23 protein-coding genes and 4 pseudogenes are annotated in these 21,215 nt (G+C 55.2%); 15 read left to right on the plus strand and 12 right to left on the minus strand.

Annotation, left to right across the window (positions count from 1 at the left end):
- Positions 1-46: 46 nt before the first annotated feature.
- Entirely contained in the window at positions 47-622 is a 576-nt protein-coding gene (locus JZM24_RS03390; RefSeq protein ID WP_246579864.1) for an O-antigen ligase family protein, read from the plus strand.
- Here JZM24_RS03390 and JZM24_RS03395 read toward each other — a convergent pair.
- Complete coding sequence (locus JZM24_RS03395; RefSeq protein WP_215668565.1) at positions 586-1,560, minus strand: polysaccharide deacetylase family protein; 975 nt, start codon at positions 1,558-1,560, stop codon at positions 586-588. The genes JZM24_RS03390 and JZM24_RS03395 overlap by 37 nt on opposite strands.
- Before the next feature lie 210 nt (positions 1,561-1,770).
- Here JZM24_RS03395 and JZM24_RS03400 point away from each other — a divergent pair, with 210 nt between their 5' ends.
- From JZM24_RS03400 to coaD, 7 genes and pseudogenes are all read left to right on the plus strand, one after another.
- Positions 1,771-2,874 (plus strand): glycosyltransferase, encoded by a 1,104-nt coding sequence (locus JZM24_RS03400; protein ID WP_215668566.1) that lies wholly within the window; start codon positions 1,771-1,773, stop codon positions 2,872-2,874.
- Between the two features lie 52 nt (positions 2,875-2,926).
- Positions 2,927-3,872 (plus strand): annotated as a pseudogene (locus JZM24_RS03405) (glycosyltransferase).
- 616 nt (positions 3,873-4,488) lie between these two features.
- Positions 4,489-5,601 carry a putative lipopolysaccharide heptosyltransferase III gene (gene rfaQ / locus JZM24_RS03410; protein ID WP_215668567.1) on the plus strand — a complete coding sequence of 371 codons (1,113 nt, stop codon included), beginning with the start codon at positions 4,489-4,491 and terminating at the stop codon, positions 5,599-5,601.
- Between the two features lie 114 nt (positions 5,602-5,715).
- Positions 5,716-6,843, plus strand: a complete 1,128-nt coding sequence (locus JZM24_RS03415) for a glycosyltransferase family 4 protein (RefSeq protein ID WP_215668568.1) — start codon at positions 5,716-5,718, stop codon at positions 6,841-6,843.
- 185 nt (positions 6,844-7,028) lie between these two features.
- Positions 7,029-8,297 (plus strand): lipid IV(A) 3-deoxy-D-manno-octulosonic acid transferase, encoded by a 1,269-nt coding sequence (gene waaA, locus JZM24_RS03420; protein ID WP_220098809.1) that lies wholly within the window; start codon positions 7,029-7,031, stop codon positions 8,295-8,297.
- A complete protein-coding gene (locus JZM24_RS03425) occupies positions 8,298-9,077 on the plus strand; it encodes a glycosyltransferase family 2 protein (RefSeq protein ID WP_215668569.1) in 780 nt (259 codons plus the stop codon).
- A complete protein-coding gene (gene coaD / locus JZM24_RS03430; protein ID WP_215668570.1) occupies positions 9,074-9,556 on the plus strand; it encodes a pantetheine-phosphate adenylyltransferase in 483 nt (160 codons plus the stop codon). The genes JZM24_RS03425 and coaD overlap by 4 nt, the downstream gene beginning before the upstream one ends.
- A 25-nt stretch (positions 9,557-9,581) precedes the next feature.
- On the opposite strand, the gene mutM is transcribed toward coaD, so the two are convergent.
- From mutM to radC, 4 genes are all read right to left on the minus strand, one after another.
- Positions 9,582-10,430 carry a bifunctional DNA-formamidopyrimidine glycosylase/DNA-(apurinic or apyrimidinic site) lyase gene (gene mutM, locus JZM24_RS03435; RefSeq protein WP_215669989.1) on the minus strand — a complete coding sequence of 283 codons (849 nt, stop codon included), beginning with the start codon at positions 10,428-10,430 and terminating at the stop codon, positions 9,582-9,584.
- 63 nt (positions 10,431-10,493) lie between these two features.
- On the minus strand, positions 10,494-10,661 hold the full coding sequence (gene rpmG, locus JZM24_RS03440; protein ID WP_011412018.1) for a 50S ribosomal protein L33: 168 nt from the start codon (positions 10,659-10,661) through the stop codon (positions 10,494-10,496).
- Positions 10,662-10,677: 16 nt separating this feature from the next.
- A complete protein-coding gene (rpmB, locus tag JZM24_RS03445; protein ID WP_215668571.1) occupies positions 10,678-10,914 on the minus strand; it encodes a 50S ribosomal protein L28 in 237 nt (78 codons plus the stop codon).
- A 241-nt stretch (positions 10,915-11,155) separates the two neighbouring features.
- A complete protein-coding gene (radC, locus tag JZM24_RS03450; protein ID WP_215669990.1) occupies positions 11,156-11,818 on the minus strand; it encodes a RadC family protein in 663 nt (220 codons plus the stop codon).
- 205 nt (positions 11,819-12,023) lie between these two features.
- Between radC and coaBC the strand changes: the two genes are divergently transcribed.
- The 3 genes from coaBC (at position 12,024) to slmA (ending at position 14,397) form a co-directional block, all read left to right on the plus strand.
- The gene (coaBC, locus tag JZM24_RS03455) at positions 12,024-13,238 is read left to right on the plus strand and encodes a bifunctional phosphopantothenoylcysteine decarboxylase/phosphopantothenate--cysteine ligase CoaBC (RefSeq protein ID WP_215668572.1); all 1,215 of its coding nucleotides are present in this window, start codon (positions 12,024-12,026) and stop codon (positions 13,236-13,238) included.
- The gene (dut, locus tag JZM24_RS03460) at positions 13,216-13,674 is read left to right on the plus strand and encodes a dUTP diphosphatase (RefSeq protein WP_215668573.1); all 459 of its coding nucleotides are present in this window, start codon (positions 13,216-13,218) and stop codon (positions 13,672-13,674) included. Before coaBC ends, dut begins: the two co-directional genes overlap by 23 nt.
- Positions 13,675-13,800: 126 nt before the next feature.
- The gene (slmA, locus tag JZM24_RS03465; protein ID WP_215668574.1) at positions 13,801-14,397 is read left to right on the plus strand and encodes a nucleoid occlusion factor SlmA; all 597 of its coding nucleotides are present in this window, start codon (positions 13,801-13,803) and stop codon (positions 14,395-14,397) included.
- Positions 14,398-14,494: 97 nt separating this feature from the next.
- On the opposite strand, the pseudogene pyrE reads toward slmA, so the two are convergent.
- The 6 genes and pseudogenes from pyrE to rph all read right to left on the minus strand — a co-directional run bounded on the left by pyrE (position 14,495) and on the right by rph (position 17,919).
- A pseudogene (pyrE, locus tag JZM24_RS03470) lies at positions 14,495-15,048 on the minus strand (orotate phosphoribosyltransferase).
- A 248-nt stretch (positions 15,049-15,296) separates the two neighbouring features.
- Positions 15,297-15,635, minus strand: coding sequence for a hypothetical protein (locus tag JZM24_RS03475; RefSeq protein WP_215668575.1), 339 nt, complete (start codon positions 15,633-15,635; stop codon positions 15,297-15,299).
- Positions 15,632-16,219 carry a hypothetical protein gene (locus JZM24_RS03480; RefSeq protein ID WP_215668576.1) on the minus strand — a complete coding sequence of 196 codons (588 nt, stop codon included), beginning with the start codon at positions 16,217-16,219 and terminating at the stop codon, positions 15,632-15,634. Before JZM24_RS03480 ends, JZM24_RS03475 begins: the two co-directional genes overlap by 4 nt.
- Before the next feature lie 21 nt (positions 16,220-16,240).
- The gene (locus tag JZM24_RS03485; RefSeq protein WP_215668577.1) at positions 16,241-16,384 is read right to left on the minus strand and encodes a hypothetical protein; all 144 of its coding nucleotides are present in this window, start codon (positions 16,382-16,384) and stop codon (positions 16,241-16,243) included.
- A gap of 239 nt (positions 16,385-16,623) precedes the next feature.
- On the minus strand, positions 16,624-16,854 hold the full coding sequence (locus JZM24_RS03490; RefSeq protein ID WP_215668578.1) for a hypothetical protein: 231 nt from the start codon (positions 16,852-16,854) through the stop codon (positions 16,624-16,626).
- Positions 16,855-17,211: 357 nt separating this feature from the next.
- Positions 17,212-17,919 (minus strand): annotated as a pseudogene (gene rph / locus JZM24_RS03495) (ribonuclease PH).
- 126 nt (positions 17,920-18,045) lie between these two features.
- Between rph and JZM24_RS03500 the strand changes: the two are divergent.
- Positions 18,046-18,909 carry a YicC/YloC family endoribonuclease gene (locus tag JZM24_RS03500; RefSeq protein WP_215668579.1) on the plus strand — a complete coding sequence of 288 codons (864 nt, stop codon included), beginning with the start codon at positions 18,046-18,048 and terminating at the stop codon, positions 18,907-18,909.
- A gap of 152 nt (positions 18,910-19,061) precedes the next feature.
- Here the strand turns inward: JZM24_RS03500 and JZM24_RS19595 are convergent.
- Positions 19,062-19,193, minus strand: a pseudogene (locus JZM24_RS19595) (IS3 family transposase); the annotation flags it as partial.
- A gap of 691 nt (positions 19,194-19,884) precedes the next feature.
- Here JZM24_RS19595 and JZM24_RS03510 point away from each other — a divergent pair.
- The 3 genes from JZM24_RS03510 to JZM24_RS03520 all read left to right on the plus strand — a co-directional run bounded on the left by JZM24_RS03510 (position 19,885) and on the right by JZM24_RS03520 (position 21,192).
- The gene (locus JZM24_RS03510) at positions 19,885-20,343 is read left to right on the plus strand and encodes a fimbrial biogenesis chaperone (protein ID WP_215668580.1); all 459 of its coding nucleotides are present in this window, start codon (positions 19,885-19,887) and stop codon (positions 20,341-20,343) included.
- Positions 20,340-20,540: a fimbrial biogenesis chaperone gene (locus tag JZM24_RS19600; RefSeq protein ID WP_512699067.1), complete on the plus strand. Its 201-nt coding sequence runs from the start codon at positions 20,340-20,342 to the stop codon at positions 20,538-20,540. The genes JZM24_RS03510 and JZM24_RS19600 overlap by 4 nt, the downstream gene beginning before the upstream one ends.
- Positions 20,541-20,613: 73 nt before the next feature.
- A complete protein-coding gene (locus JZM24_RS03520; RefSeq protein WP_215668582.1) occupies positions 20,614-21,192 on the plus strand; it encodes a fimbrial protein in 579 nt (192 codons plus the stop codon).
- The last annotated feature ends 23 nt before the right edge of the window (positions 21,193-21,215 follow it).

Consider the following 21,215-nt stretch of genomic DNA (forward strand, 5'->3'; position numbering starts at 1 on the left):
TTGCTCGGCCCTACTGCTTACCCAGAGCCGGGGCCCCCTGCTGTCCTTGCTCTGCGCTCTGGGGGTTCTCTTGGCCTTACGGTCGGCGATACGCGGACGCCATCTTCTGGCGGTGGCGTTAATAGGGGTAGGGGTGCCGGCCCTGCTGTTCATGACCCGTTTTGGCGATATCTTTTTGCAGCGCATGGCGAGCGGCTATCAGCAAAGCTTCATCCGCTTTGGCATCTGGCGACACACGCTGGAGCTGGTGGCGCAAAAACCCTTTTTCGGTTGGGGACTGGATAAACAGCTATCGTTTGTCAACCTGCTGGGCGATACCATCAGCACCACGCATAGCCTTTATCTGGCCGCGCTGCTGAAAGGCGGCGCGTGCGGCATGCTGCTGCTGGCGCTGGTGATAATCTACGGCGTCATCATGGCAAAACGGCAGTGTTATCGCCACCAGGGACTGGAAGGCGCGCTGTTTTTGTTCGCCGCCGGGTTTTACCTTACCCAGGGGATGTTTATCATCAGCAACCCCGCCGTCGCCTGGAATATGTTCTGGTTGCCGCTGGCGGTGGTGCTGACGCTGCCGGCGGTGGCCTCTCAGGCCGACGCCACCGCCTTTACCAGGCGGCGCTGATAGTACTGCGCCAGGGTCATACCGGTTACCCGGTCTTGCAGCCAGTCGAACAGCTGCTCCAAATCGCGATACAGTCGCTCAATGGCGGCCTCGTCCCTGAACGTCGGGCTGCCGCCCGGCATAAATTCAGATGAATGCAGCATAAACTCCACATAATCACTCCCTGCGGCCAGGCGCTGCGCCGCCAGCTGGCACATTTGCGCGGCATTGCCGCCGGCGGGCCGCAGCCACTGTACCGAGGGACCGCGCCGTTTGCCGCGCAGACGATCGTAAACCTGACTGGCCGCATTCACCCAGGGCGCATGCTTGTCGCGGGTAGTCATCGGCACTTCCAGCAGCCGTGAGGCGCCAGGGCGAGCAATATTGTCGGGATCGATAAAATAGGCGCGATCGGGGAAATGGCGATAATTGCTGCCGCCCGCCCCTGCCGGCGCGCCGGGGGAGCGACGCCAATCCACCCGCGGGGTAACCGAGCAATCCACTTGATAGCCCAGCTCAAGCAGCATTGCGGCATAGCGCTCATCAAACGCCCAGCGGCCGGCGCGATGGCTCAACATTTTTGTCTGGAATGTGTCTTCCAGTAGTTGAGTCATAAAAAGTATTTTTTCCCGCATGACCGCTGCGGGATATTCGATCAGATAGGGCTTATGACGCCCGTCATCGCCGGTAAGTTCGTGGGCCGGCGGGCTGTTCCAGGCGTGCAGATGCATACCGACCTCGGCGTTGCCACGCACGACGGCGTCGCGGGCGAATTCGACAAACACATCATCCATTGCCATTTCATAATTGGTGAGATACACCGGTTTAAAGCGATACTTATCGCATAATGCCTGGAAACTCGGCATAAAACGGGCATTCTCGGTCGTAATATGCCGATGGTTTTCCCAGAGATTGTCGCCTTCTGTGTCTATAGTAATAATAAAAGCAGGGGTAGCCATACCGAATCCAGTCTGAAATCAGAGAAATCCATGTTACGCAGCCGCCGTTAACAGCGCAAACTGGATTGTTCGCGATAATCTACCCTTCCGGTGAGCCAGCGTGATGCAGTCCTTTCGGTGGTGATGAAATCATGAGAGATTTTCATCGCGCCTTAGGGTAGGATCACGGGGAAAACAGACCGTGTACAGCGGCATAGAGCGGAACTCAGCATGCGTATATTAATGATTATTGATGGTTTACCCGGCGGAGGGGCAGAGAAAGTGCTACTAACGCTCGCACAGGGGTTAGTGTCCCAGGGCCATCGAGTATCGATATTTTCGCTGCGGGGCGTGTGCGACTACGCCCTACCGGAGGGTATCGAATACCAGATTATCGCTGACCACGCCCATAGCCCCTGGCGCAAATTGACCGAGCTGTCGCGCCGGGCGCGGGCGCTGGATAAAACGGTCCGGGCGTCGCAACAGCGCAACGGCGAGTTCGATCTGGTGGTTTCTCATCTGCATAAAACCGATCGCATCGTGGCGCGCAGCCGGGTGCCGCCGCGGGATCGTATCTGGTTTTGTCTGCATACCATGTTCTCGTTAGGCTATTTGGGCCATCGTAAAGGGCTTTCGCGTTGGCTGAAACGCCGTAAAATCCGCGCGCTTTATCAAGATCGCAATATTATCGCCGTCTCGCGCGGCGTATTGGAGGATATACGGCAGACCTTCAATGCTATGCCGCGTCAGGCCGAGGTGATTTACAATCCCTTCGATTTCGCCGCTATACGCCGGCTGGCCGATGCGCCCTGCGAATTGGCCGGTCAGGATTATTTGATTCATGTGGGTCGCCTGCAAGAAAATAAGCGTCAGGATCGTCTGCTGAAAGCCTACGCCGAAAGCGGTATCCAGGCGCCGTTGGTGATTTTGGGCAAAGGCAGCGAAGCAATGCTGCGCCGGCTGCAATCCCTGGCGCAGGATTTGCAGATTACCGATCGGGTGCGGTTCAAAGCCTTCAATACCAATCCCTACCCTTATATCCGCCATGCCCGTTTGTTGATTTTAAGCTCCGACAGCGAGGGGTTCGGCAATGTGCTGGTAGAGGCGCTTATCTGCCATACGCCGGTGGTAAGCACCCGCTGTCCCGGCGGTCCGGTGGAAATTCTGGACGGCGACCTGTCGGCGGGGCTGGCGGATTTAAGCAGCGCTTCGCTGGCGAAAACCATGCGGGCGATTTATGAGCGGCCGCCGGCAATCTCACCTTCCCATCTGCAGGCCTACGAGATAGCGACAATTTGCCGGCAATATATCGCCCTGGCGCATAATGCGTCCTGACCCCAGCGACAGCGCCGGGTGCAAATCATCCGATGAACGGCACATGACGACAATGACACAACCGGCATCTGCAGCGATCAAGCTTAGCGTTATCGTTCCCCTGTATAACGCCGGCGCCATGTTTCACACCTTTATGTCTTCCCTATTGGCGCAAACGCTTACCGAGCTGGAAATCATTCTGGTTAACGACGGCTCGACGGACGGGTCGGAAGTGCTGGCGCGGGAATACGCCGAGCGGGTATCCCCATGTCCTGGTGATCGATCAGGCCAACGGCGGCGTCTCACGCGCGCGCAACTCCGGGCTGGCGACGGCGCGCGGCGAATATGTTACCTTTCCCGACGCCGAGGATATGCTCTATCCCACCCTCTACCAGCGGCTGGTGGCAATGGCGGAGCAAGAAGATTTGGATGTGGCGCAATGCAACGGCGAGCGTTTTTTTGCCGGCTCACAGCGGATCAAGACGCTGATCCCCCTCGATCGTCTGAGCTCGACCGGCGTGCTGAGCGGCCACCAATGGTTGCGCCGGGCGTTGGCGACCCGACGTTACCTGCATGTGGTGTGGCTGGGCATCTATCGGCTGTCCTTGATAAAGCAGCTGGATTTGCGCTTTGAGCCGGGGCTGCATCATCAGGATATTCCCTGGACCACCGAGCTGATGTTCAACGCCCGCCGCGTCCGCTATACCCAAGACGTGCTGTACCGCTATTACATCCACGACCAGTCGATAAGCAACCGTAAACGAACCGGCATGAAAAACGTCGAATACCAGCGACATTATCTGCGTATCGCCGAATTGCTCGAAGATATCAACCGGCGCTATCGCGGCAAAATTCGTCTTTCCCCTGAATTTGCGCGGCAGGTGACCCATGAGGCGCTCTCTGTCTGCCATGCGGCGCGACGAGAGCCGGACCCTGCGGCGCGGCAGATGATCATCAACGATATATTTAGCACCGGTACCCACAAGCGCATGATCCGCAACGCGCGTGGCATCCGCTAAGGGTATCAGTTGCTGTTATGGCTGTGCCGTCTTTACGCCTGGCGTCGCCGCTAACCGCTGCGGCAGTACCTTTGGCCGGGCGGCATAGCCCTCGCCGACCGACCAGCATCTCCCGTTCCTTTTTCCGTTCTACCATTGTCGCGGCGCTTTATCGGCGGCGTCCTCCCCTTTTACCGACGCACAGAGTCCTTCCTGACGCCTTGAGAACATGGCCTGTGTCGGTACATCCCGCCACATTCACTGCAAACTTTATATGATGTCCTCACGGTGGCCATCTGGCGCTACCTAGACGCATCCGTTGCCCCAACGCCATAGCCTGACGCTACCCGTTGGGGAAGATAATGAGTTATTGCCAAACTGCTTCGGGCCACCCGGGAGCTGCCCCTGGCGTGGACCGGCACATGAATCGTTACCGCTGCCGCAACGACGCCCTTCACTGACCGACGCACCCTGCATGATTAGAGGTTGTCGTTACCATATGCGATACATATAATTATCTAATAATGGTATTACTTACTGTAATTTACCGGATAAAGCAGGCGTTCACCCTTGGCGATGTCCAGTTTCTGGCCGGTCCTGCTCAGTAATCCACTGTTCAATACAGGTCCGCGCCAACATGCCCACGCGTCATGACGTCACGCCCGCCGTGCCCCGCAAAATACTGCTGATTAAATTGCGCCATCATGGCGATATGATTTTGACGACTCCGGTTATCAATAACCTGCGCCAGCATTATCCGGCGGCGGAAATTGACGTGCTCTTGTATCAAGAGACGGCGCCGATGCTGGCGCACCACCCGGCCATCGCCCACATTCATGTCGTCGATCGTCAATGGAAAAAGCAGGGCCTGTTGCGTCAGCTGAAGCAAGAATACGCTCTCGCGCAAACCTTGCGCGCTCGCCATTATGATCTGGTTATCAATCTCGCCGATCAATGGCGCAGCGCGATTGTCGCCCTGCTCAGCGTCGCGGCGCAGCGGATTGGTTTCGACTATACCAAGCGGCGCTCTTTCCTCTGGCGCCTGGCCCACAATCATTTAGTTACCACCGCCAATCACGCCCGGTTGCACACCGTAGAGCAAAACCTCAGTATCCTGGACCCGCTCAACCTGGCGATTACCGACCGCCGCAGCAGCATGTATTATGCCGCGGCGGATAAAGCCAGCGGTGAAACGAAGCTGTGCGAACAGGGGGTGACGGGCGACTATATTGTCATCCAGCCCACGTCGCGCTGGTTGTATAAATGCTGGGACGACGCCAAAATGGCGCAGCTGATTGATGGTTTGGCATCGAGCCGGTTGCCGGTGGTGCTGACCGCCGCGCCGGATGAGCATGAACGACAAATGGTGGCGCATATCATTTCGCTTTGCCGCGGGGTGAAGCCCATCAATCTAGCGGGTCAGCTATCTCTTGCCCAGTTGGCGGCGGTTATTGATGGCGCGCGTCTGTTCATCGGCGTCGATTCAGCGCCAATGCATATGGCGGCGGCGTTGAATACCCCCTGTGTGGCACTGTTTGGCCCGACGAAACTGCAGCACTGGCGGCCATGGAGCGAAAAAAGTACCGTGCTGTGGGCAGGGGATTATGCTGAACTGCCGGATCCGGATACCATTGATACTCAGACCCGGCAGCGCTACCTGAGCGCCATACCGCTTGAGCCGGTGCTGGCGGCGGCAATGAGCTATCTTTCGGCACCGATGCCGGCGGCGCGAAGGGAGTCTGCGCCCTGAACAGTTACGACGCCGGTAGAGAATCGCCGTCCGCACACGGTACGGGACCGACAAGGGCATTTTGGTTATCGTAAACGGCCGCCCGTGGACCGCGGCGGTAAGGGAAAATCCGACATGACAACTATCCGCCTCGCGATAGTACGGCAAAAATACCGTCCCGACGGCGGCGCGGAACGTTTTATCTCCCGCGCCCTGGAGGCGCTTGATAACAGCGGGTTGGAGCTGAACATCATCACCCGCCAGTGGTCAGGGGAGCCCAGGCCAGACTGGCATGTGCACATTTGTAACCCGGGCGGCAGCGGTCGCATCGCCCGCGAGCGCGGTTTTGCCGCGGCCGCCCGGCAGTACTGGCAACAGCATCAGTTCACTTTGGTGCAAAGCCATGAGCGCATCGCCAGCTGCGATGTCTTTCGCGCCGGCGATGGCGTCCATCAGGCGTGGTTGAAGCAGCGCGCGCGTATCATCCCCGCCCACCAGCGTTGGCTAACGCACATCAGCCGCTATCACCGTTATGTCCTGTCGGCAGAGCGCGAAATGTTTCATTCCCCCTCGCTTAAGAAAATCATCTGCAATTCGGCGATGGTGCAAAACGATATTATGCGCTATTACGGCGTGGCGGAGGATAAGTTCGCCCTGATTTACAACGCCATTGATCCCCAGCGCTTCGCCCCCGCCGACGGGGCGCAACGCCGGGCGGCGCGGGCAGCGCTGGCGATTCCTGAGCAGGCCTGCGCGCTGATTTTCGTCGGTTCCGGTTTTGCACGCAAAGGGCTGCGACAGGCCCTTGAGGCAGTGGCGGCCACCGATCGCTACCTGATTGTTGTCGGACAAGACAAACATCAGCGCCGCTATCAGGCGCTGGCGCGAAGCCTGGGCTGCCTGTCGCGCGTGCGCTTCGCCGGCGTCCGCCAAGAGGTGTTGACCTATTACCACGCCGCCGATGCGCTGATCCTGCCGACGCTGTACGATCCGTTTCCCAATGTGATTCTTGAGGCCATGTCCTGCGGCCTGCCGGTGATTACCAGCCAGCGCTGCGGCGGGGCAGAGTTCATCGAGCAAGGACGCGAGGGCTTTGTCTGCGACGCGCTGGACACCGCCAGCCTGCGGACCTTCGCCGCCGAAGTGCCCTCACGGGAGCAGGACCCCGCGATGGGCGTGGCCGCGCGCCAACGGGTGAGTCACTGTACGCCCGCGAATTTGTCACTTCAGCTTACGGCGCTGTATCGGCACCTGCTATCATAACCCTGACGCCGGTTTTGCTGGCTGGCGGCACCGCCGGCTTTCAGCACTAATCAGATAAATGCCTCACCGCTAATGAGGGATAATGACTTATCTGCTAGCATGTCCCCGGTTTGGGGACATTCACATTATCCGGTTAAAAACTCACTCAGCACATGAGTCGCTGTGCCTTACAATAGTTAATTATAATGATCTACAACATAATCATAGTCTTAATCCAGCCGCTGGTATGGATACGATTATTATGGCGCAGCAGAAAAGCGCCTGCCTACCGCCGGCGCTGGGCCGAACGTTACGGCTTTTGCCGGGGCAAAGTGAAACCCGGCGGCATCATGCTGCATTCCGTGTCGGTCGGCGAGACGCTGGCGGCCATCCCTTTGGTGCGTGCACTGCGCCACCGCTATCCGCTGCTGCCCATTACCGTCACTACGATGACCCCCACCGGCTCGGAGCGGGTACAGTCGGCGTTCGGTAAAGATGTCCATCATGTCTACCTACCCTATGATCTGCCGGGGGCGATGAGCCGTTTTCTCGATCAAGTAAACCCAAAGCTGGTTATCATCATGGAAACGGAGCTGTGGCCTAACCTTATCAAGGCGCTGCACCACCGCGGCATCCCGCTGGTGGTCGCCAATGCGCGTCTGTCTGCCCGCTCCGCCGCCGGCTATAAAAGGTTTAGCGGTTTCGTCGCCGGCATCATGCGCCGTATCACGCTCATCGCGGCGCAAAATGATGAGGACGGCGCCCGCTTCCTTGAGCTCGGGCTGAAGAAGAATCAGCTGGCGGTCACCGGCAGCCTGAAATTCGATATTTCCGTGACTCCCGAGCTGGCGGCGCGGGCGCTTACGCTGCGGCGCCAGTGGGCGCCCCGGCGCCAGGTATGGATAGCCACCAGCACCCATGAGGGCGAAGAGACGCTGTTATTACAGGCCCATCGCCAGCTGCTGACCCACTTTCCCGATCTGCTGCTGATCCTGGTCCCGCGCCACCCGGAGCGTTTTCCGGCGGCGCGGGAAATGACCATGAAGGCGGGCTTCCATTACATCATGCGCAGCAGCGGCGAAATTCCATCCGCCGATACACAGGTGGTGGTGGGGGATACCATGGGCGAGCTGATGCTGCTGTACGGCATTGCCGATCTGGCGTTTGTCGGCGGCAGCCTGGTGGCGCGCGGCGGCCATAACCCTCTGGAAGCGGCAGCGCACGCCATCCCGGTGCTGATGGGGCCGCATACTTTGAATTTCCGCGATATTTGCAGCAAACTGGACGAAGCCGGCGGTTTGATTACCGTGACCGATGTAGCGTCGTTGGTGACGTCGGTCTCCACCCTGTTGACCGACGAGGATTACCGTCTGTACTACGGCCGTCACGCCGTCGAGGTGCTGCACCAGAATCAGGGCGCGCTTCAGCGCCTGTTGAATCTGCTGGAGCCTTACCTGCCGCAACGGAGTCAGTGAATGTCGCATAGAAAGCGTCTGTCGGTGGTGCTCATTACCCGCAATGAGGCTGAACTGCTGCCGGATTGTCTGGCGTCGGTGAGCTGGGCGGATGAAATCGTGGTGCTGGATGCCGGCAGCGCTGACGAAACACGCCATATCGCCGCACAGGCGGGCGCGCGCGTCTTCCAGTCCACGGACTGGCCGGGTTTCGGCATCCAGCGTCAGAGGGCGCAGGGGTATGCCAGCGGCGATTATATCCTGATGCTGGACGCTGATGAGCGCGTCACGCCACCGTTACGCCAGGCGATTCAAGACGTGCTGCAACACCCCGCTCCCAACGAGGTTTACAGCTGCGCGCGGCGTAATCTGTTTCTCGGCCGCTTCATGCGCCACAGCGGCTGGTACCCGGATCGGGTGGTGCGGCTGTACGCGCGCGAGCGCTATCGTTACAACGCCCTGCCGGTCCATGAATCCCTGGCGACGGGCGACGCCGATGTCGTTGCCCTGACGGGGGATTTACAGCATCTGACCTGCCGCGATTTGCCGGCTTTTCAGCGTAAACAGCTTCAATACGCGGAAGCCTGGGCGCGGGAGCGCCATCGCCAGGGGCGCACATGCGGCATGTTCGCCATTATCAGCCACACCAGCGGCGCTTTTTTCAAGACCTGGCTGCTGCGCGCCGGTTTTCTGGACGGTAAACAGGGCTGGTTGCTCGCGGTGGTGAACGCGCAATATACTTTAAATAAATACGCCACCCTGTGGGCCTTAAGCCACGCCGAGAGGGGAAATGACCAATGACCAACAAAGCCATCTATCCCGGCACCTTCGACCCGTTGACCAATGGCCATCTGGATTTGGTGACCCGCGCCGCAAAAATGTTTGATGTTGTCGTGCTGGCGATTGCCGCCAGCCCCAGCAAACGTCCGCTGTTTGATTTGGATGAACGTGTGGCGCTGGCAACCCATGTGACCGCCCACCTCCCCAATGTGATAGTCACAGGCTTTAGCGATTTGATGTCCGATTTCGCCCGCCAGCAGCAGGCGAATATCCTCATCCGCGGCGTGCGCGCCATGACGGACGTCGATTATGAGATGCAGCTGGCGAAAATGAATCGTCATCTGATGCCGGCGCTGGAAACGGTGTTTATGCTACCCGCCGAGGCCTGGTCCTATATCTCATCCACCCTGGTGAAAGAGGTGGCGCTGCACGGCGGCGATGTGGACCACTTTCTGCCCGCGCCCATCGCCAAAGAAGTCCGGGCGCGGCTGCACCCCTGATGGCGTCCCCGTTAGCGCCGCCCTTTTAGTGTTGGCATGCGGGACAGAAAAAGGTGCTGCGCTGGCCGTGCTTGGCCATCTGTATTGGCGTCCCACAGACCCTGCAGGGTTGGCCCCCCCGGCCGTAAACCTGAAGCTCCTGCACAAAATAGCCCGGCTTGCCGTCGGACTGCAGAAAATCCCGCAGCGTGGTGCCACCCTGCTCAATAGAGCGCAGCAGCACCTCCTTGATACTCTCAGCCAATAATCCCGCTTCTTCTTCGCTCAATGAACCGGCGGCGCGGCCGGGCAGAATACCGGCGACAAACAGAGATTCGCCGGCGTAAATATTGCCGACGCCGACCACCAGGGTGTTATCCATCAGCCACGGTTTGATTGACGTGCGTTTCTTGCGCGATTTTTGGTACAGCCAGCGGCCATCGAACGTATCGCTCAGCGGCTCAGGCCCCAGGTGGGACAGTACCCGACTGGTGTGCAGATCATCGCTCCACAGCCAGGCGCCGAAGCGCCGGGGATCGGTGTAGCGGATGATGCAGCCGTTGCTGATAACCAAATCCACATGGTCGTGCTTTTCAGGTGGCTGCGGCTGCGGCAGCACGCGCAAACGCCCCGACATGCCGAGGTGAATAATGATCCAGCCCTTTTCCAGCTCCAACAGCAGATATTTAGCCCGGCGCTGTACGCTCAGCACCGGCTGGTCACGCAGCGCGATGATTTCTTGGTCCACCGGCCAGCGCAGCCGCGCATTGCGCACCTCCGCCCGCAGGATGGTCTGCCCCGCCACCCAAGGTTCAATCCCCCGGCGGCTGGTTTCCACTTCCGGTAATTCCGGCGTCTGATGCTCCCTGTCAGCGGGATCTCCTCCGGCCGAGATTAGCACGCCCGGCGGCCCATAAAAAAAACCGGCCGAAGCCGGGTTTTTAGCCCATCGCCAAAATTATTTGATTTTGGCTTCTTTGTAAATCACATGCTGGCGTACTACCGGATCGAATTTTTTCAATTCCATCTTTTCAGGTTTGGTACGCTTGTTCTTCGTGGTGGTATAGAAGTGACCAGTACCAGCAGAAGAAACCAGCTTGATCTTCTCGCGAACACCCTTAGCCATGATTCAGTTCCTTACCTTAATACTTCTCACCGCGGACACGGAGATCGGCCAAAGCCGTTTCGATGCCCTTCTTATCAATTACACGCATACCTTTAGCAGATACGCGCAGCGTAACAAAGCGTTTTTCGCTCTCAACCCAAAAACGGTGAGAGTGCAGGTTAGGCAGAAAACGGCGTTTGGTCGCATTCATTGCGTGGGAGCGGTTGTTGCCGCTCACCGGTCGCTTGCCAGTAACTTGGCAGACTCTGGACATGTCTATTCTCCAAAAATCAAATCAGCTCGAGCTCTAAGAAAGGTAGTAGCCGCCTCGTCAGGCTTTAGAGCCCATCTCAGCATCTTCTTCACTGAGGAGAGACGTTCAACAGAGAGACTCTGCTGAGATAGGCTCTCAACGCCACACCCAAGATTCTCAAAGATGGCGTAGTATACGCTTTGACGCGCAACTACTCAAGTCCCGCACGGCTAAAGATCCCGCAGGATCGCGGGAAAAACGCCTACAGCCAGCCTTTTTCAGCAAAAGAAACCATTTCACACGCGCCAATAACCAGATGGTCCAGCACCCGGATATCGAGAAACAGGCAGGCTTTGACCACCCTCGCCGTCACCTCGCGTTCGGCGCGACTCGGCTCGGCGTTACCAGAGGGATGATTGTGCGCCAGAATAATCGCCGCCGCATTGATCTTGAGCGCCGCACGGACGATTTCCCGCGGATGAACCTCTACGCTGTTGACGGTACCTTGAAACAACTCCTGATGGTTGATAAGACGATTGCGGTTGTCGAGAAACATGACTACAAACACCTCTCTTTCCCGGCTTACCAGAATCTGCTGCAGGTAACGCCGTGCCATATCCGGGCTGCTCATCGCATCTTCACGCATCAGGTGCGAACGAAAGATGCGCTGGGCCATTTCGCCAATCGCCCGCAATTGCGTACATTTCGAGATCCCCAGCCCATGCGTGGCGCTGAGCGTCCGGTGATCGGCGGTCATCAATTTATCGAACGAGCCGAACTCCGCCAGCAGTTCCTCAGCGAACTGCAGTACATGCTTGCCGCGAGTGCCGGTACGTAAGAACAGCGCCAGCAATTCAATGTCCGTCAGCGCGTCGGGACCGAGCGCAATCAGCTTCTCACGCGGCGCCAGCGTTGATGGCCAGATTTTCTTACTTGATTTCTCCACCGCCTGCTCCTCCCCGGGCACCGTTCCTCGCTGATTTTATAATGCCAGCGGCGACGCAGTCGTTCGATGCGGCGCGGTAAAAAATCGAATCACGATTCCAAAAAGGCCGTAAACAGACAAATGACCGTGGCGCGTAGGGTTATGATAAAATGCCTGTAACCCTATTTTAACCGGGACATGCAAGATGACGGGACTGGCCGGTAAACACATTGTACTGGGCGTAAGCGGCGGTATCGCCGCCTACAAGGCCCCCGAACTGGTGCGCCGTTTGCGCGAACGGGGCGCCGAGGTGCGCGTGGTCATGACGGCGGCGGCGAAGGCGTTTATTACCCCGCTGAGCCTGCAGGCGGTATCGGGCTATCCAGTGGCGGACGATCTGTTGAGTCCTGCCGCCGAGGCGGCGATGGGCCATATCGAGCTGGCAAAGTGGGCCGATCTGGTACTGCTGGCGCCCGCCACCGCCGATCTGCTGGCGCGCCTGGCCGCTGGATTGGCCAACGATCTGCTGACCACCCTTTGCCTGGCGACGGCGGCCCCCGTCGCATCGGCACCGGCCATGAACCAGCAAATGTACCGGGCGGCGGCCACGCAGGCGAACCTGGCCACGCTTGGCGGCCGTGGCGTGCTGCTATGGGGACCGGACAACGGCAGCCAGGCCTGCGGCGATATCGGCCCCGGGCGCATGCCCGATCCTCTGGTGTTGGTGGACCATGTGGTGCAGCATTTCACCCCCGATCGCTCTCTGAGCCACCTTAATATCATGCTGACCGCCGGGCCTACAAGGGAAGCGCTGGATCCGGTACGTTTCCTCAGTAATCACAGCTCGGGTAAAATGGGCTTCTCCATCGCCCGCGCCGCTGCGGCCAAAGGCGCACGGGTAACCTTGATAGCGGGCCCGGTCTCTCTGCCAACGCCTGCCGGCGTGGTACGTATAGACGTGACCAGCGCGCTTGAAATGCAAGATGCGGTGATGCGAACCATCGAGCAGCAGCACATCTTCATCGGCTGTGCGGCGGTGGCGGATTACCGCGCCAGCCGCTTTTTACCGAAAAAAATCAAAAAACAAGGCGATGACCTGATGATCACCCTAGTTAAAAATCCTGATATTGTGGCGGCCGTGGGTGCGTTAACCAAACACCGGCCTTACGTCGTAGGATTTGCTGCCGAAACCCACAATATGGAAGAATACGCCCGGCAAAAGCGTATCAATAAGCAAATGGATTTGATTTGCGCCAATGACGTTTCCCGGACCGGCCAAGGGTTTAACAGTGACAACAATGCGTTGCATCTGTTCTGGCAGGACGGGGAAATCCTGTTACCCCTGAGCGATAAATCACTGCTCGCTCAACAACTAATTGACGAGATTGTCAGCCGTTATGATGAAAAAAATCGACGTTAAGATCCTGGACCGCCGCATTGGCGATCGCTTCCCGCTGCCGGCTTACGCCACTACGGGCTCCGCCGGTCTGGATTTACGCGCCTGTATCGATGAGCCTGTGGTCCTGGCGCCGGTGGAAACCACCCTGGTCCCGACCGGGTTGGCGATACACATTGCCGATACCAATCTGGCGGCGGTGATCCTGCCGCGCTCCGGGCTGGGCCATAAGCACGGTATCGTTCTGGGCAATCTGGTGGGTTTGATCGACTCCGACTACCAGGGGCCGCTGATGGTTTCGGTATGGAACCGTGGTCAGGACATTTTCACCATCGAACCCGGGGAACGCATGGCGCAGATGGTCTTTGTGCCGGTAGTGCAGGCGGAATTCAATCTGGTGGACGCCTTCGATACCAGCGAACGCGGCGAGGGGGGCTTCGGCCACTCCGGGCGACAATAGCCCCTGACGATTCAGCCCATTACCCGGCATCGACAATAAATCCATTAACGCCATAACGCCGTGCGCTATGGCCGACGCCGGGTGCTTAACCATTATTGACAATGATGACTCAGGGACCCATTCAGCATGGCAGAAAAAGAGAATACGAAACGCAACCGCCGCGAGGAAATTCTGCAGGCATTGGCGCAGATGCTTGAATCCAGCGACGGCAGCCAACGTATCACCACCGCAAAACTGGCGGCCAATGTTGGCGTTTCGGAAGCCGCACTTTACCGCCACTTTCCCAGCAAAACGCGGATGTTCGACAGCCTGATCGAATTTATTGAGGACAGTTTGATCAGCCGGATAAATTTGATCCTACAGGATGAGAAAGAAACCCTGAATCGGCTTCGTCTGATATTGTTGTTACTTTTGGGCTTCGCAGAACGTAATCCTGGACTTACGCGTATCATGAGCGGTCACGCGCTGATGTTTGAACAAGACAGGCTTCAGGGCCGCATCAACCAGCTGTATGAACGCATCGAGGTCCAATTGCGTCAGGTATTGCGCGAGCGCAAACTGCGCGAGGGTGAAGCATTTAAGCAAGATGAGACGCTGCTTTCCAGCCAGCTGCTGGCCTTTTGCGAAGGGATGCTGTCGCGCTTTGTGCGCACCGAGTTCAAATACCGGCCCACGCAGGAGTTTGAGCAACGCTGGTCGCTTCTGGTAGCGCAGCTGCATTGAGCGCCGCCCAGCGGTGGATAACGGCACGCCACCGCTGGCCAATAAGCCTTCTTCACTGACCGGCCTCACCGCGGGCCGCCCGTCCCACTCGGCCGGCTCAGATGCCGTATTGCTGTTGATAGGCACGAACCGCGGCGAGATGACCGGCCATTTCGCCTTTTTCCTCAAGATAAGCGATCAAATCCGCGAGGGTAATGATGGCCAGAACCCGGCAGTGATAATCCCGCTCCACCTCCTGAATAGCGGATACCTCACCGCGCCCTTTTTCCTGCCTGTCCAGCGAAATCATCACACCGGCAAGCGTTTCCTGGTGGGCGGCGATAATCGCCATCGACTCGCGAATAGCGGTACCCGCAGTGATAACGTCATCGAACAGCATCACTTTACCCTGAAGCGGGCTGCCGACCAGCGTACCGCCTTCGCCGTGGTCCTTGGCTTCCTTACGGTTAAAACAATAGGGAACGTCCCGTTGATGTTGCTCCGCCAGCGCCACCTCGGTGGTCGTCGCAATGGGAATACCCTTGTAGGCCGGCCCGAATAACACATCGAAACTCACACCGGAATCCATCAGCGCCGCAGCGTAAATTCGCCGAATTTCAATACCTGTTTGTTTAATGCATACTCGATAAATTTGCGCTGGTACTCTTTCACGGACTGTTACTCCTCACCGGTGGGTTGGACAAGCTGGGGCGCAGGGTACCTGAAAGGTATCGGCGCCGGGGGGATGATAAAATGGCCGTTACCAAGATGCCAGTATTAAAATGGCCCGGCGCTTGTTCCGGTGACGCCATGGTAGCGCGTCGCAGCACTAACGCCGACAGGGAGTTTGCCGGCGTGATAGGTGGAATGGTGTGATAAAGGCGGCGTTCATGAAAAGATTATGCCCCCTTTACGTTACACTATGAGACAGCAGGTTTGCGCACAGCGCCCGGTGTTGTCGCCTGCATTTGGGAAGAGGGTGTTGATGAGGCTTTTTTATCAGGCCAACTCCGTAATATATGATGGACTGAAGCTTTTATATTATTTGTCTTTTCAATATCAAGTGTCATCAACACTTTCCCAAATAATACCGTCAAGCTGCTATCAGCAACGCTGATTTTTGTAAACTTCGTTTTATCTCCATCAGGAGCAGATTTGTAGCAATAGCTGAACATTTCCAACTGCTGGCGATACTGACTTTCTTTAACGGGATCCGAAGAAAAGCAATAGGAGATCGCAACATCAACAATATCATTCAATTTATCAACATCATTGACTTTTTTTCTGTGCCATGTGTTTCAATTAGCTTCACCATCTCAGAATAATCGATTTCTGTGAAGGGAATTGTCTCACGCATTTGTCTTTCGAATAGCGTTGCTATGAACTCGGGGGATTCCTGTTCCAAAGTTATAGTAAACTCTTTAGAGAGATTTTCGAGAATATCCATCTCCTTTAAATTACATCCCGTGCGGAATAATCCATCATTTCTATTCGGATCCATAGCAATACTTTTTATCGTTTCGCAAAGATTACCAAGCGTATTACCAACTATTAATTTTCTTTGTCCGTCGGTGCCCACTGCATGTTCTACAGTAACATCCGTGGTCCCGCTCGCCTTCTCTCCACTCCATTCCGACATGAGTGTTCTGAACAAGGCCGGTAGATCTTTGTTACCCGTGCTTTTATCCACCAAGGCATTCCGGTTGAACAACGTGCTCGCGATAAGGTAGCACTCCCCCATTTTTTCCAGACTTTCTGTCCCTTTTCTCTTAACCTCTTGCTGGTGACAATAGCTTAAGGCATCGATATATGCTCTGAGCTGAATATTGTCGACAGCAGTCAATTTTTTCGACTCATTGATAAGTTAGCTCATCGCTTTTTGTGGTTCCATCTCAATGCGGGCAAAGTTATCCGCCTTCACCGGCGTCAGCTTGGCGATGGCCATTCCAGCAATCGTCGCTATATCATGGTCGGTAAGAACGCCGCTAACAAGTCCCTGTTGACCCATGTTGGCGAGCGCGGATTTACACCGTTTTTCGTCTCATCCACGAGAAAATAGAGACATAGGTGAATCGACCTTTCTAGCCGCGTGCATAAGCCGTTTGCTTATCAGTTCGACATTACTCTTCAAAACAGTCTCTTTGACCAAAATACCCTTTAAGGTATTTTTGATATCGTCAATACGGTCACCGTTCCGATCTTTCTTGCTATTGGTATCAGTATGAAATGCCACACCATCATGCACCTCTATTTTTTATAAGTGAATTCGCCTATCTTGATATCGCTGATGTCGCTTAAAGAAATCTGTTTAATTTGCTGTTTCAATGCTTTTAAAGATGTAAACTTTAGGGGGCTTTGGCTTACCTGTTTAATGGCAACGTTTTGTGAAGAGGGGCCGGCAATCTGCTCAGGTGCATAGCGCAAGGATTGACTTGCCGGTTGGATAGATGGTACGGAACTTATATTTGATGGGTTCATGGCCTGCTCCTTATATATTTATAGTCAGGTAAAATATATCCCACATAACTTTAGCTACAATATAAAAAACGCCACCTGCAATTTATGCTTGTGATACTATTATGGATTTATAGTAACGTGGTTATCTTAAACCCTAATCAAAAATGCATGTAAAAGAGTTAATTGCAATTATTATTCAGTGGCTTATGAATATATATTATCAGGCGTTTTTTTAAATGTCGTATTCTGTAACACGAATTTGCATCAATTAAATCTATTACAACAACGCCGGTTCGTTTATCGCCAACGACAATGTATCAAGGCTATTTCGTTGCCTGAGAGATATCGCGGGGATCTCATACCAACCGGCGTCGTGAATTACTCTCCCGCCAGCGCGGCTTTCTGCGCCTGAACCAGACTATCAATGCCGCCACGGGCCAGTTCAAGCAGCGTGTTGAGCTCCTGCTGACTGAAAGGCTCCCCTTCCGCGGTACCTTGTACCTCAATCATACGGCCGTCTTCCATCATCACCACATTCATATCGGTTTCAGCGGCCTAATCTTCGACGTATTCCAAATCACACACCGCCTCGCCGGCCACAATACCCACTGAAATCGCCGCCACGAACCATTTCATCGGGTTGGTTTTTAACTGCCCTTTCTTCTGCATGCCGCTCAGGGCGTCGGCCAGCGCCACGCAGGCACCGATAATGGACGCGGTACGCGTGCCGCCGTCAGCCTGTATCACGTCGCAATCCAAGGTGATGGTATATTCACCCAATTTGCTTAAATCCACCGCAGCGCGCATCGAACTGGCGATAAGGCGCTGAATCTCAAGGGTGCGGCCACCTTGCTTGCCCTTCGCCGCTTCGCGCGGATTGCGGGTATGGGTCGCACGCGGCAGCATGCCGTATTCGGCGGTGATCCAGCCCTGGCCTTGCCCCTTGAGAAAACGCGGCCCCCCCTCTTACACCTTCGCGGTACACAACACGCGGGTGTCGCCAAAGGCTATCAGCACTGAACCTTCCGCATGGCGGGTAATCGTTACTGGGCGTACTTGCTGTACGCTTCGGCCTGCTGGGCGCATAGGGGTATCTCCGGCTCGCAAATCAAGGGTTGGCTGCGCATTATACGGACTTCACCGCCTAATGCCTATCTTGCCTGCCGCTGTGACGCTATAATCCCAGCAACTTCATAATAAACGGGTACGCCTATGATCCGAAGTATGACCTCCTTCGCCCGGCGTGAAATTAAGGGCACTTGGGGCACTGCCGCCTGGGAGCTGCGCTCCGTTAATCAACGGTATCTGGAAACCTACATCCGCATGCCGGAGCAATTCCGCGGTCTGGAGCCGGCCATACGTGAGCGCATCCGCCTGCGCCTTACCCGAGGCAAAGTGGAATGTAATTTGCGCTTTGACGTAAATCCCGGCGCGCAAAGCGCGCTGATCCTCAATGAAATACTCGCCAAACAGCTGGTGGAAGCCGCGCAGTGGGTGAAAATGCAAAGCGACGAAGGCGAGATAGATCCGCTGGCCATTCTGCGCTGGCCTGGCGTGATGGCCGCGACGGAACAGGATTTGGACGCCATCAGCGCCGAGTTGCTGTCCGGGATCGACGCCACGCTTAACGACTTTATCAGCGCCCGTGAAACAGAAGGCAACGCGCTTAAAGCACTGATTGAACAGCGGCTGGCGGGTGTCAGCGCCGAGGCGGCAAATGTGCGCCAGCAGATGCCGGCGGTATTGAATTGGCAGCGTGAAAGACTGCTAAATAAACTGGAAGAGGCTCAGGTGCAGCTAGACGCTAACCGTCTGGAGCAGGAACTGGTGATGCTGACGCAGCGAACAGACGTTGCGGAAGAGCTGGATCGCCTGGATGCCCATGTGAAAGAAACCTACCAGGTTCTGACTAAAAAAGAGGCGGTAGGCCGCCGGCTGGATTTCATGATGCAGGAATTTAACCGCGAGGCGAATACCCTGGCGTCGAAATCTATTAACGCCAACGTGACGGCATCCGCTATCGAATTGAAAGTGTTGATTGAACAAATGCGCGAGCAGATCCAGAATATCGAGTAAAAACCCACAAAGAATCAGTAGAACTCAAGAAACCAAAAATCCCGCATAGATAGCGGGATTTTTGTTATCACGTACTATCATAAAGACGCAACAAAGCGCATGATTTATCCCCCTGAAACACCAGACAGTAGCTGTATCTCCAGATAAGAGATAGGCTTGAATATATGTCTAACACTAACGCCAATTTTGATATGACCGGGCTCCATACTCTGCTGAATAATGGCCATTTTTTCCTGAGGAGTTTTACGTTTACGGACTTCTTGACCTAACAGGATCCCGGTCATATCAAAATTGGCGTTAGTGTTAGACATATATTCAAGCCTATCTCTTATCTGGAGATACAGCTACTGTCTGGTGTTTCAGGGGGATAAATCAGTCAGCGATGCTTACATGGCATTTCCCACTGTCGCTGTCGCACCGTGGCGTTTTTACCTCATTACAGCGTTCGCGGTTGCTAATGCGTGCGGAAAATCACCAGCCAGAGGGTGAAAAAACTGCCACAACAACCCGACTCGCCTGGGTGACCCACGCCGGTTTCGGCGCAGCGGGTGGCTGAGCGTTTATAACGCGTTTTTTTACTGGTAGATCTGTTCAACGGTGAAACCAAGACTTGGGTAAGGGTTAAAAGAATCATCCATCTTATTAAGGTACATTAACAGATTGCTTTATACACGCAACAATCGATCAATAGTTTAACAACCAAAATAAACTTATGGCATTAACTCATTTTTCCCTGATTGACAAGTAACATTCGTGTTGCAAATTTAACAATAGAAGCCCATGCGAATCGTTTTCATTTAATATTGGTTTATAAATAAAGTTTAATAATACCGCCCACAAATAGATGCACAGGGAAATGCATTTTCCGAGACGTACAGAGCAGTAATCCCGGAATAGTATGAAGACCTGTGACTTTACTTTTACCCTCCGGATTACCTCTTAATGCAGTCACTCCATCTAAAACGGTGAGGTATTATGTCTATCCTTTTTCGTCGACTTGGCGGCGTTATTCTGCCTGTCATGCTGTTAGCCGCGCCATTATATTCAGCCAGGGCCGCATTAATCCTGGACGGCACGCGGTTGATATTCCCTGCCAGTGAGCAGTCTGCCTCTATCGTGGTAGAGAACCCTACCGACGATGATTTCTTGATGCAAAGCTGGTTGGAAAACAGCAGCGGGCAAGCTCAAGAAAAATTATTGGTGGAGCCGCAGGTAGCGCAAATCAAAGCGCATCATAAAGTCACGCTGCGAGTCAATATAGTGGATCCACAGATCCGGCAGGGAAACAGCGAAAAACTCTTTTGGCTCAAAGTGAAAGAAATTCCCAAAGTATACGCTAACGAGGCGAGCTCCGATTTATTGCTGGCCATGCAAACACGCATCAAAGTTTTCTTCCGACCACAGGGTATCAGTGCGGAAAGAGGCGATGCCTGAAAAAACTCGATTGGTATTATCAAGGTGCGCAATTGATGGTTAATAACCCCACACCATATTACATCACGATAAATAAGGCGATGGCGGACGGGAAACGTTCTTTGAATATCGATATGGTCGCGCCTTTTTCTAGCGCGGCAATCACCCAAAAAATTTTAGCGCCTCCAAGGTACGTAACGTGGTTTATAACACCCTGACGGATTTTGGCGATAACAGTGACAAGATTTCATCGGCAGTTCGATGAAATCATTAAAAAGAAGGTAAATTACGATGAAAAAATTAACTGCTTTGACAGTTGCGATGATGATGGCAGGCGGCATGTCCTCCGCGTTAGCGGGTACCCGTACCGATGCGAACGATGCCGGCGCGATGCACACCGCCACCACTGTTCATTTTAGCGGGCTGGTGCAACCGGCGACATGCTCGTTTAAAGGTAAATCAATGAAAATCCAGCTTCCGACAGTCAACGTGAGCGACTTTACAGGCTTGTCCGAAGGCGTTACCCCCAGCACGGCGCAGCAACAGCACTTCCAACTGCATGTAAATTGCCTGCAGCAAGTAGACGCCAGCCAGCTCAAAATGACCGTCAACAGTAAAAACGCCGATGAGGCACACAATGTGCTGCGTAATTCCTTTGGCACGGCAAAAGGGATAGGTCTGCAAATTAACCGCAATAACAGTCCCGTCGCGTTAGGTAAAGATATGCCGCTTAATCTTGCCGGACAGCCGTTCAATCAAGGCGATAATACGCTCGAATTTACCGCTAACTATGTCCGTGAGGACATGTCTGAAGATGTCAAGGCAGGCCGTCTGGCCACCGATGCCGTTTTTGAAATTGCCTACAAATAATCTGCTCGCGGGTAGCGCCCCCA

This window comes from Candidatus Sodalis endolongispinus (assembly GCF_018777395.1).
GTDB classification, from domain to species: Bacteria; Pseudomonadota; Gammaproteobacteria; order Enterobacterales; family Enterobacteriaceae; genus Sodalis_B; species Sodalis_B endolongispinus.

Bases quoted from the DNA above. Each gene is read 5' to 3' on its own strand.
- JZM24_RS03395 (WP_215668565.1), bottom strand. From the start codon at position 1,560: ATGGCTACCCCTGCTTTTATTATTACTATAGACACAGAAGGCGACAAT.
- JZM24_RS03400 (WP_215668566.1), top strand. From the start codon at position 1,771: ATGCGTATATTAATGATTATTGATGGTTTACCCGGCGGAGGGGCAGAG.
- rfaQ (WP_215668567.1), top strand. From the start codon at position 4,489: ATGCCCACGCGTCATGACGTCACGCCCGCCGTGCCCCGCAAAATACTG.
- JZM24_RS03415 (WP_215668568.1), top strand. From the start codon at position 5,716: ATGACAACTATCCGCCTCGCGATAGTACGGCAAAAATACCGTCCCGAC.
- waaA (WP_220098809.1), top strand. From the start codon at position 7,029: ATGATCTACAACATAATCATAGTCTTAATCCAGCCGCTGGTATGGATA.
- JZM24_RS03425 (WP_215668569.1), top strand. From the start codon at position 8,298: ATGTCGCATAGAAAGCGTCTGTCGGTGGTGCTCATTACCCGCAATGAG.
- coaD (WP_215668570.1), top strand. From the start codon at position 9,074: ATGACCAACAAAGCCATCTATCCCGGCACCTTCGACCCGTTGACCAAT.
- rpmG (WP_011412018.1), bottom strand. From the start codon at position 10,661: ATGGCTAAGGGTGTTCGCGAGAAGATCAAGCTGGTTTCTTCTGCTGGT.
- rpmB (WP_215668571.1), bottom strand. From the start codon at position 10,914: ATGTCCAGAGTCTGCCAAGTTACTGGCAAGCGACCGGTGAGCGGCAAC.
- coaBC (WP_215668572.1), top strand. From the start codon at position 12,024: ATGACGGGACTGGCCGGTAAACACATTGTACTGGGCGTAAGCGGCGGT.
- dut (WP_215668573.1), top strand. From the start codon at position 13,216: ATGATGAAAAAAATCGACGTTAAGATCCTGGACCGCCGCATTGGCGAT.
- slmA (WP_215668574.1), top strand. From the start codon at position 13,801: ATGGCAGAAAAAGAGAATACGAAACGCAACCGCCGCGAGGAAATTCTG.
- JZM24_RS03485 (WP_215668577.1), bottom strand. From the start codon at position 16,384: ATGGGTCAACAGGGACTTGTTAGCGGCGTTCTTACCGACCATGATATA.
- JZM24_RS03490 (WP_215668578.1), bottom strand. From the start codon at position 16,854: ATGAACCCATCAAATATAAGTTCCGTACCATCTATCCAACCGGCAAGT.
- JZM24_RS03500 (WP_215668579.1), top strand. From the start codon at position 18,046: ATGATCCGAAGTATGACCTCCTTCGCCCGGCGTGAAATTAAGGGCACT.
- JZM24_RS03510 (WP_215668580.1), top strand. From the start codon at position 19,885: ATGTCTATCCTTTTTCGTCGACTTGGCGGCGTTATTCTGCCTGTCATG.
- JZM24_RS03520 (WP_215668582.1), top strand. From the start codon at position 20,614: ATGAAAAAATTAACTGCTTTGACAGTTGCGATGATGATGGCAGGCGGC.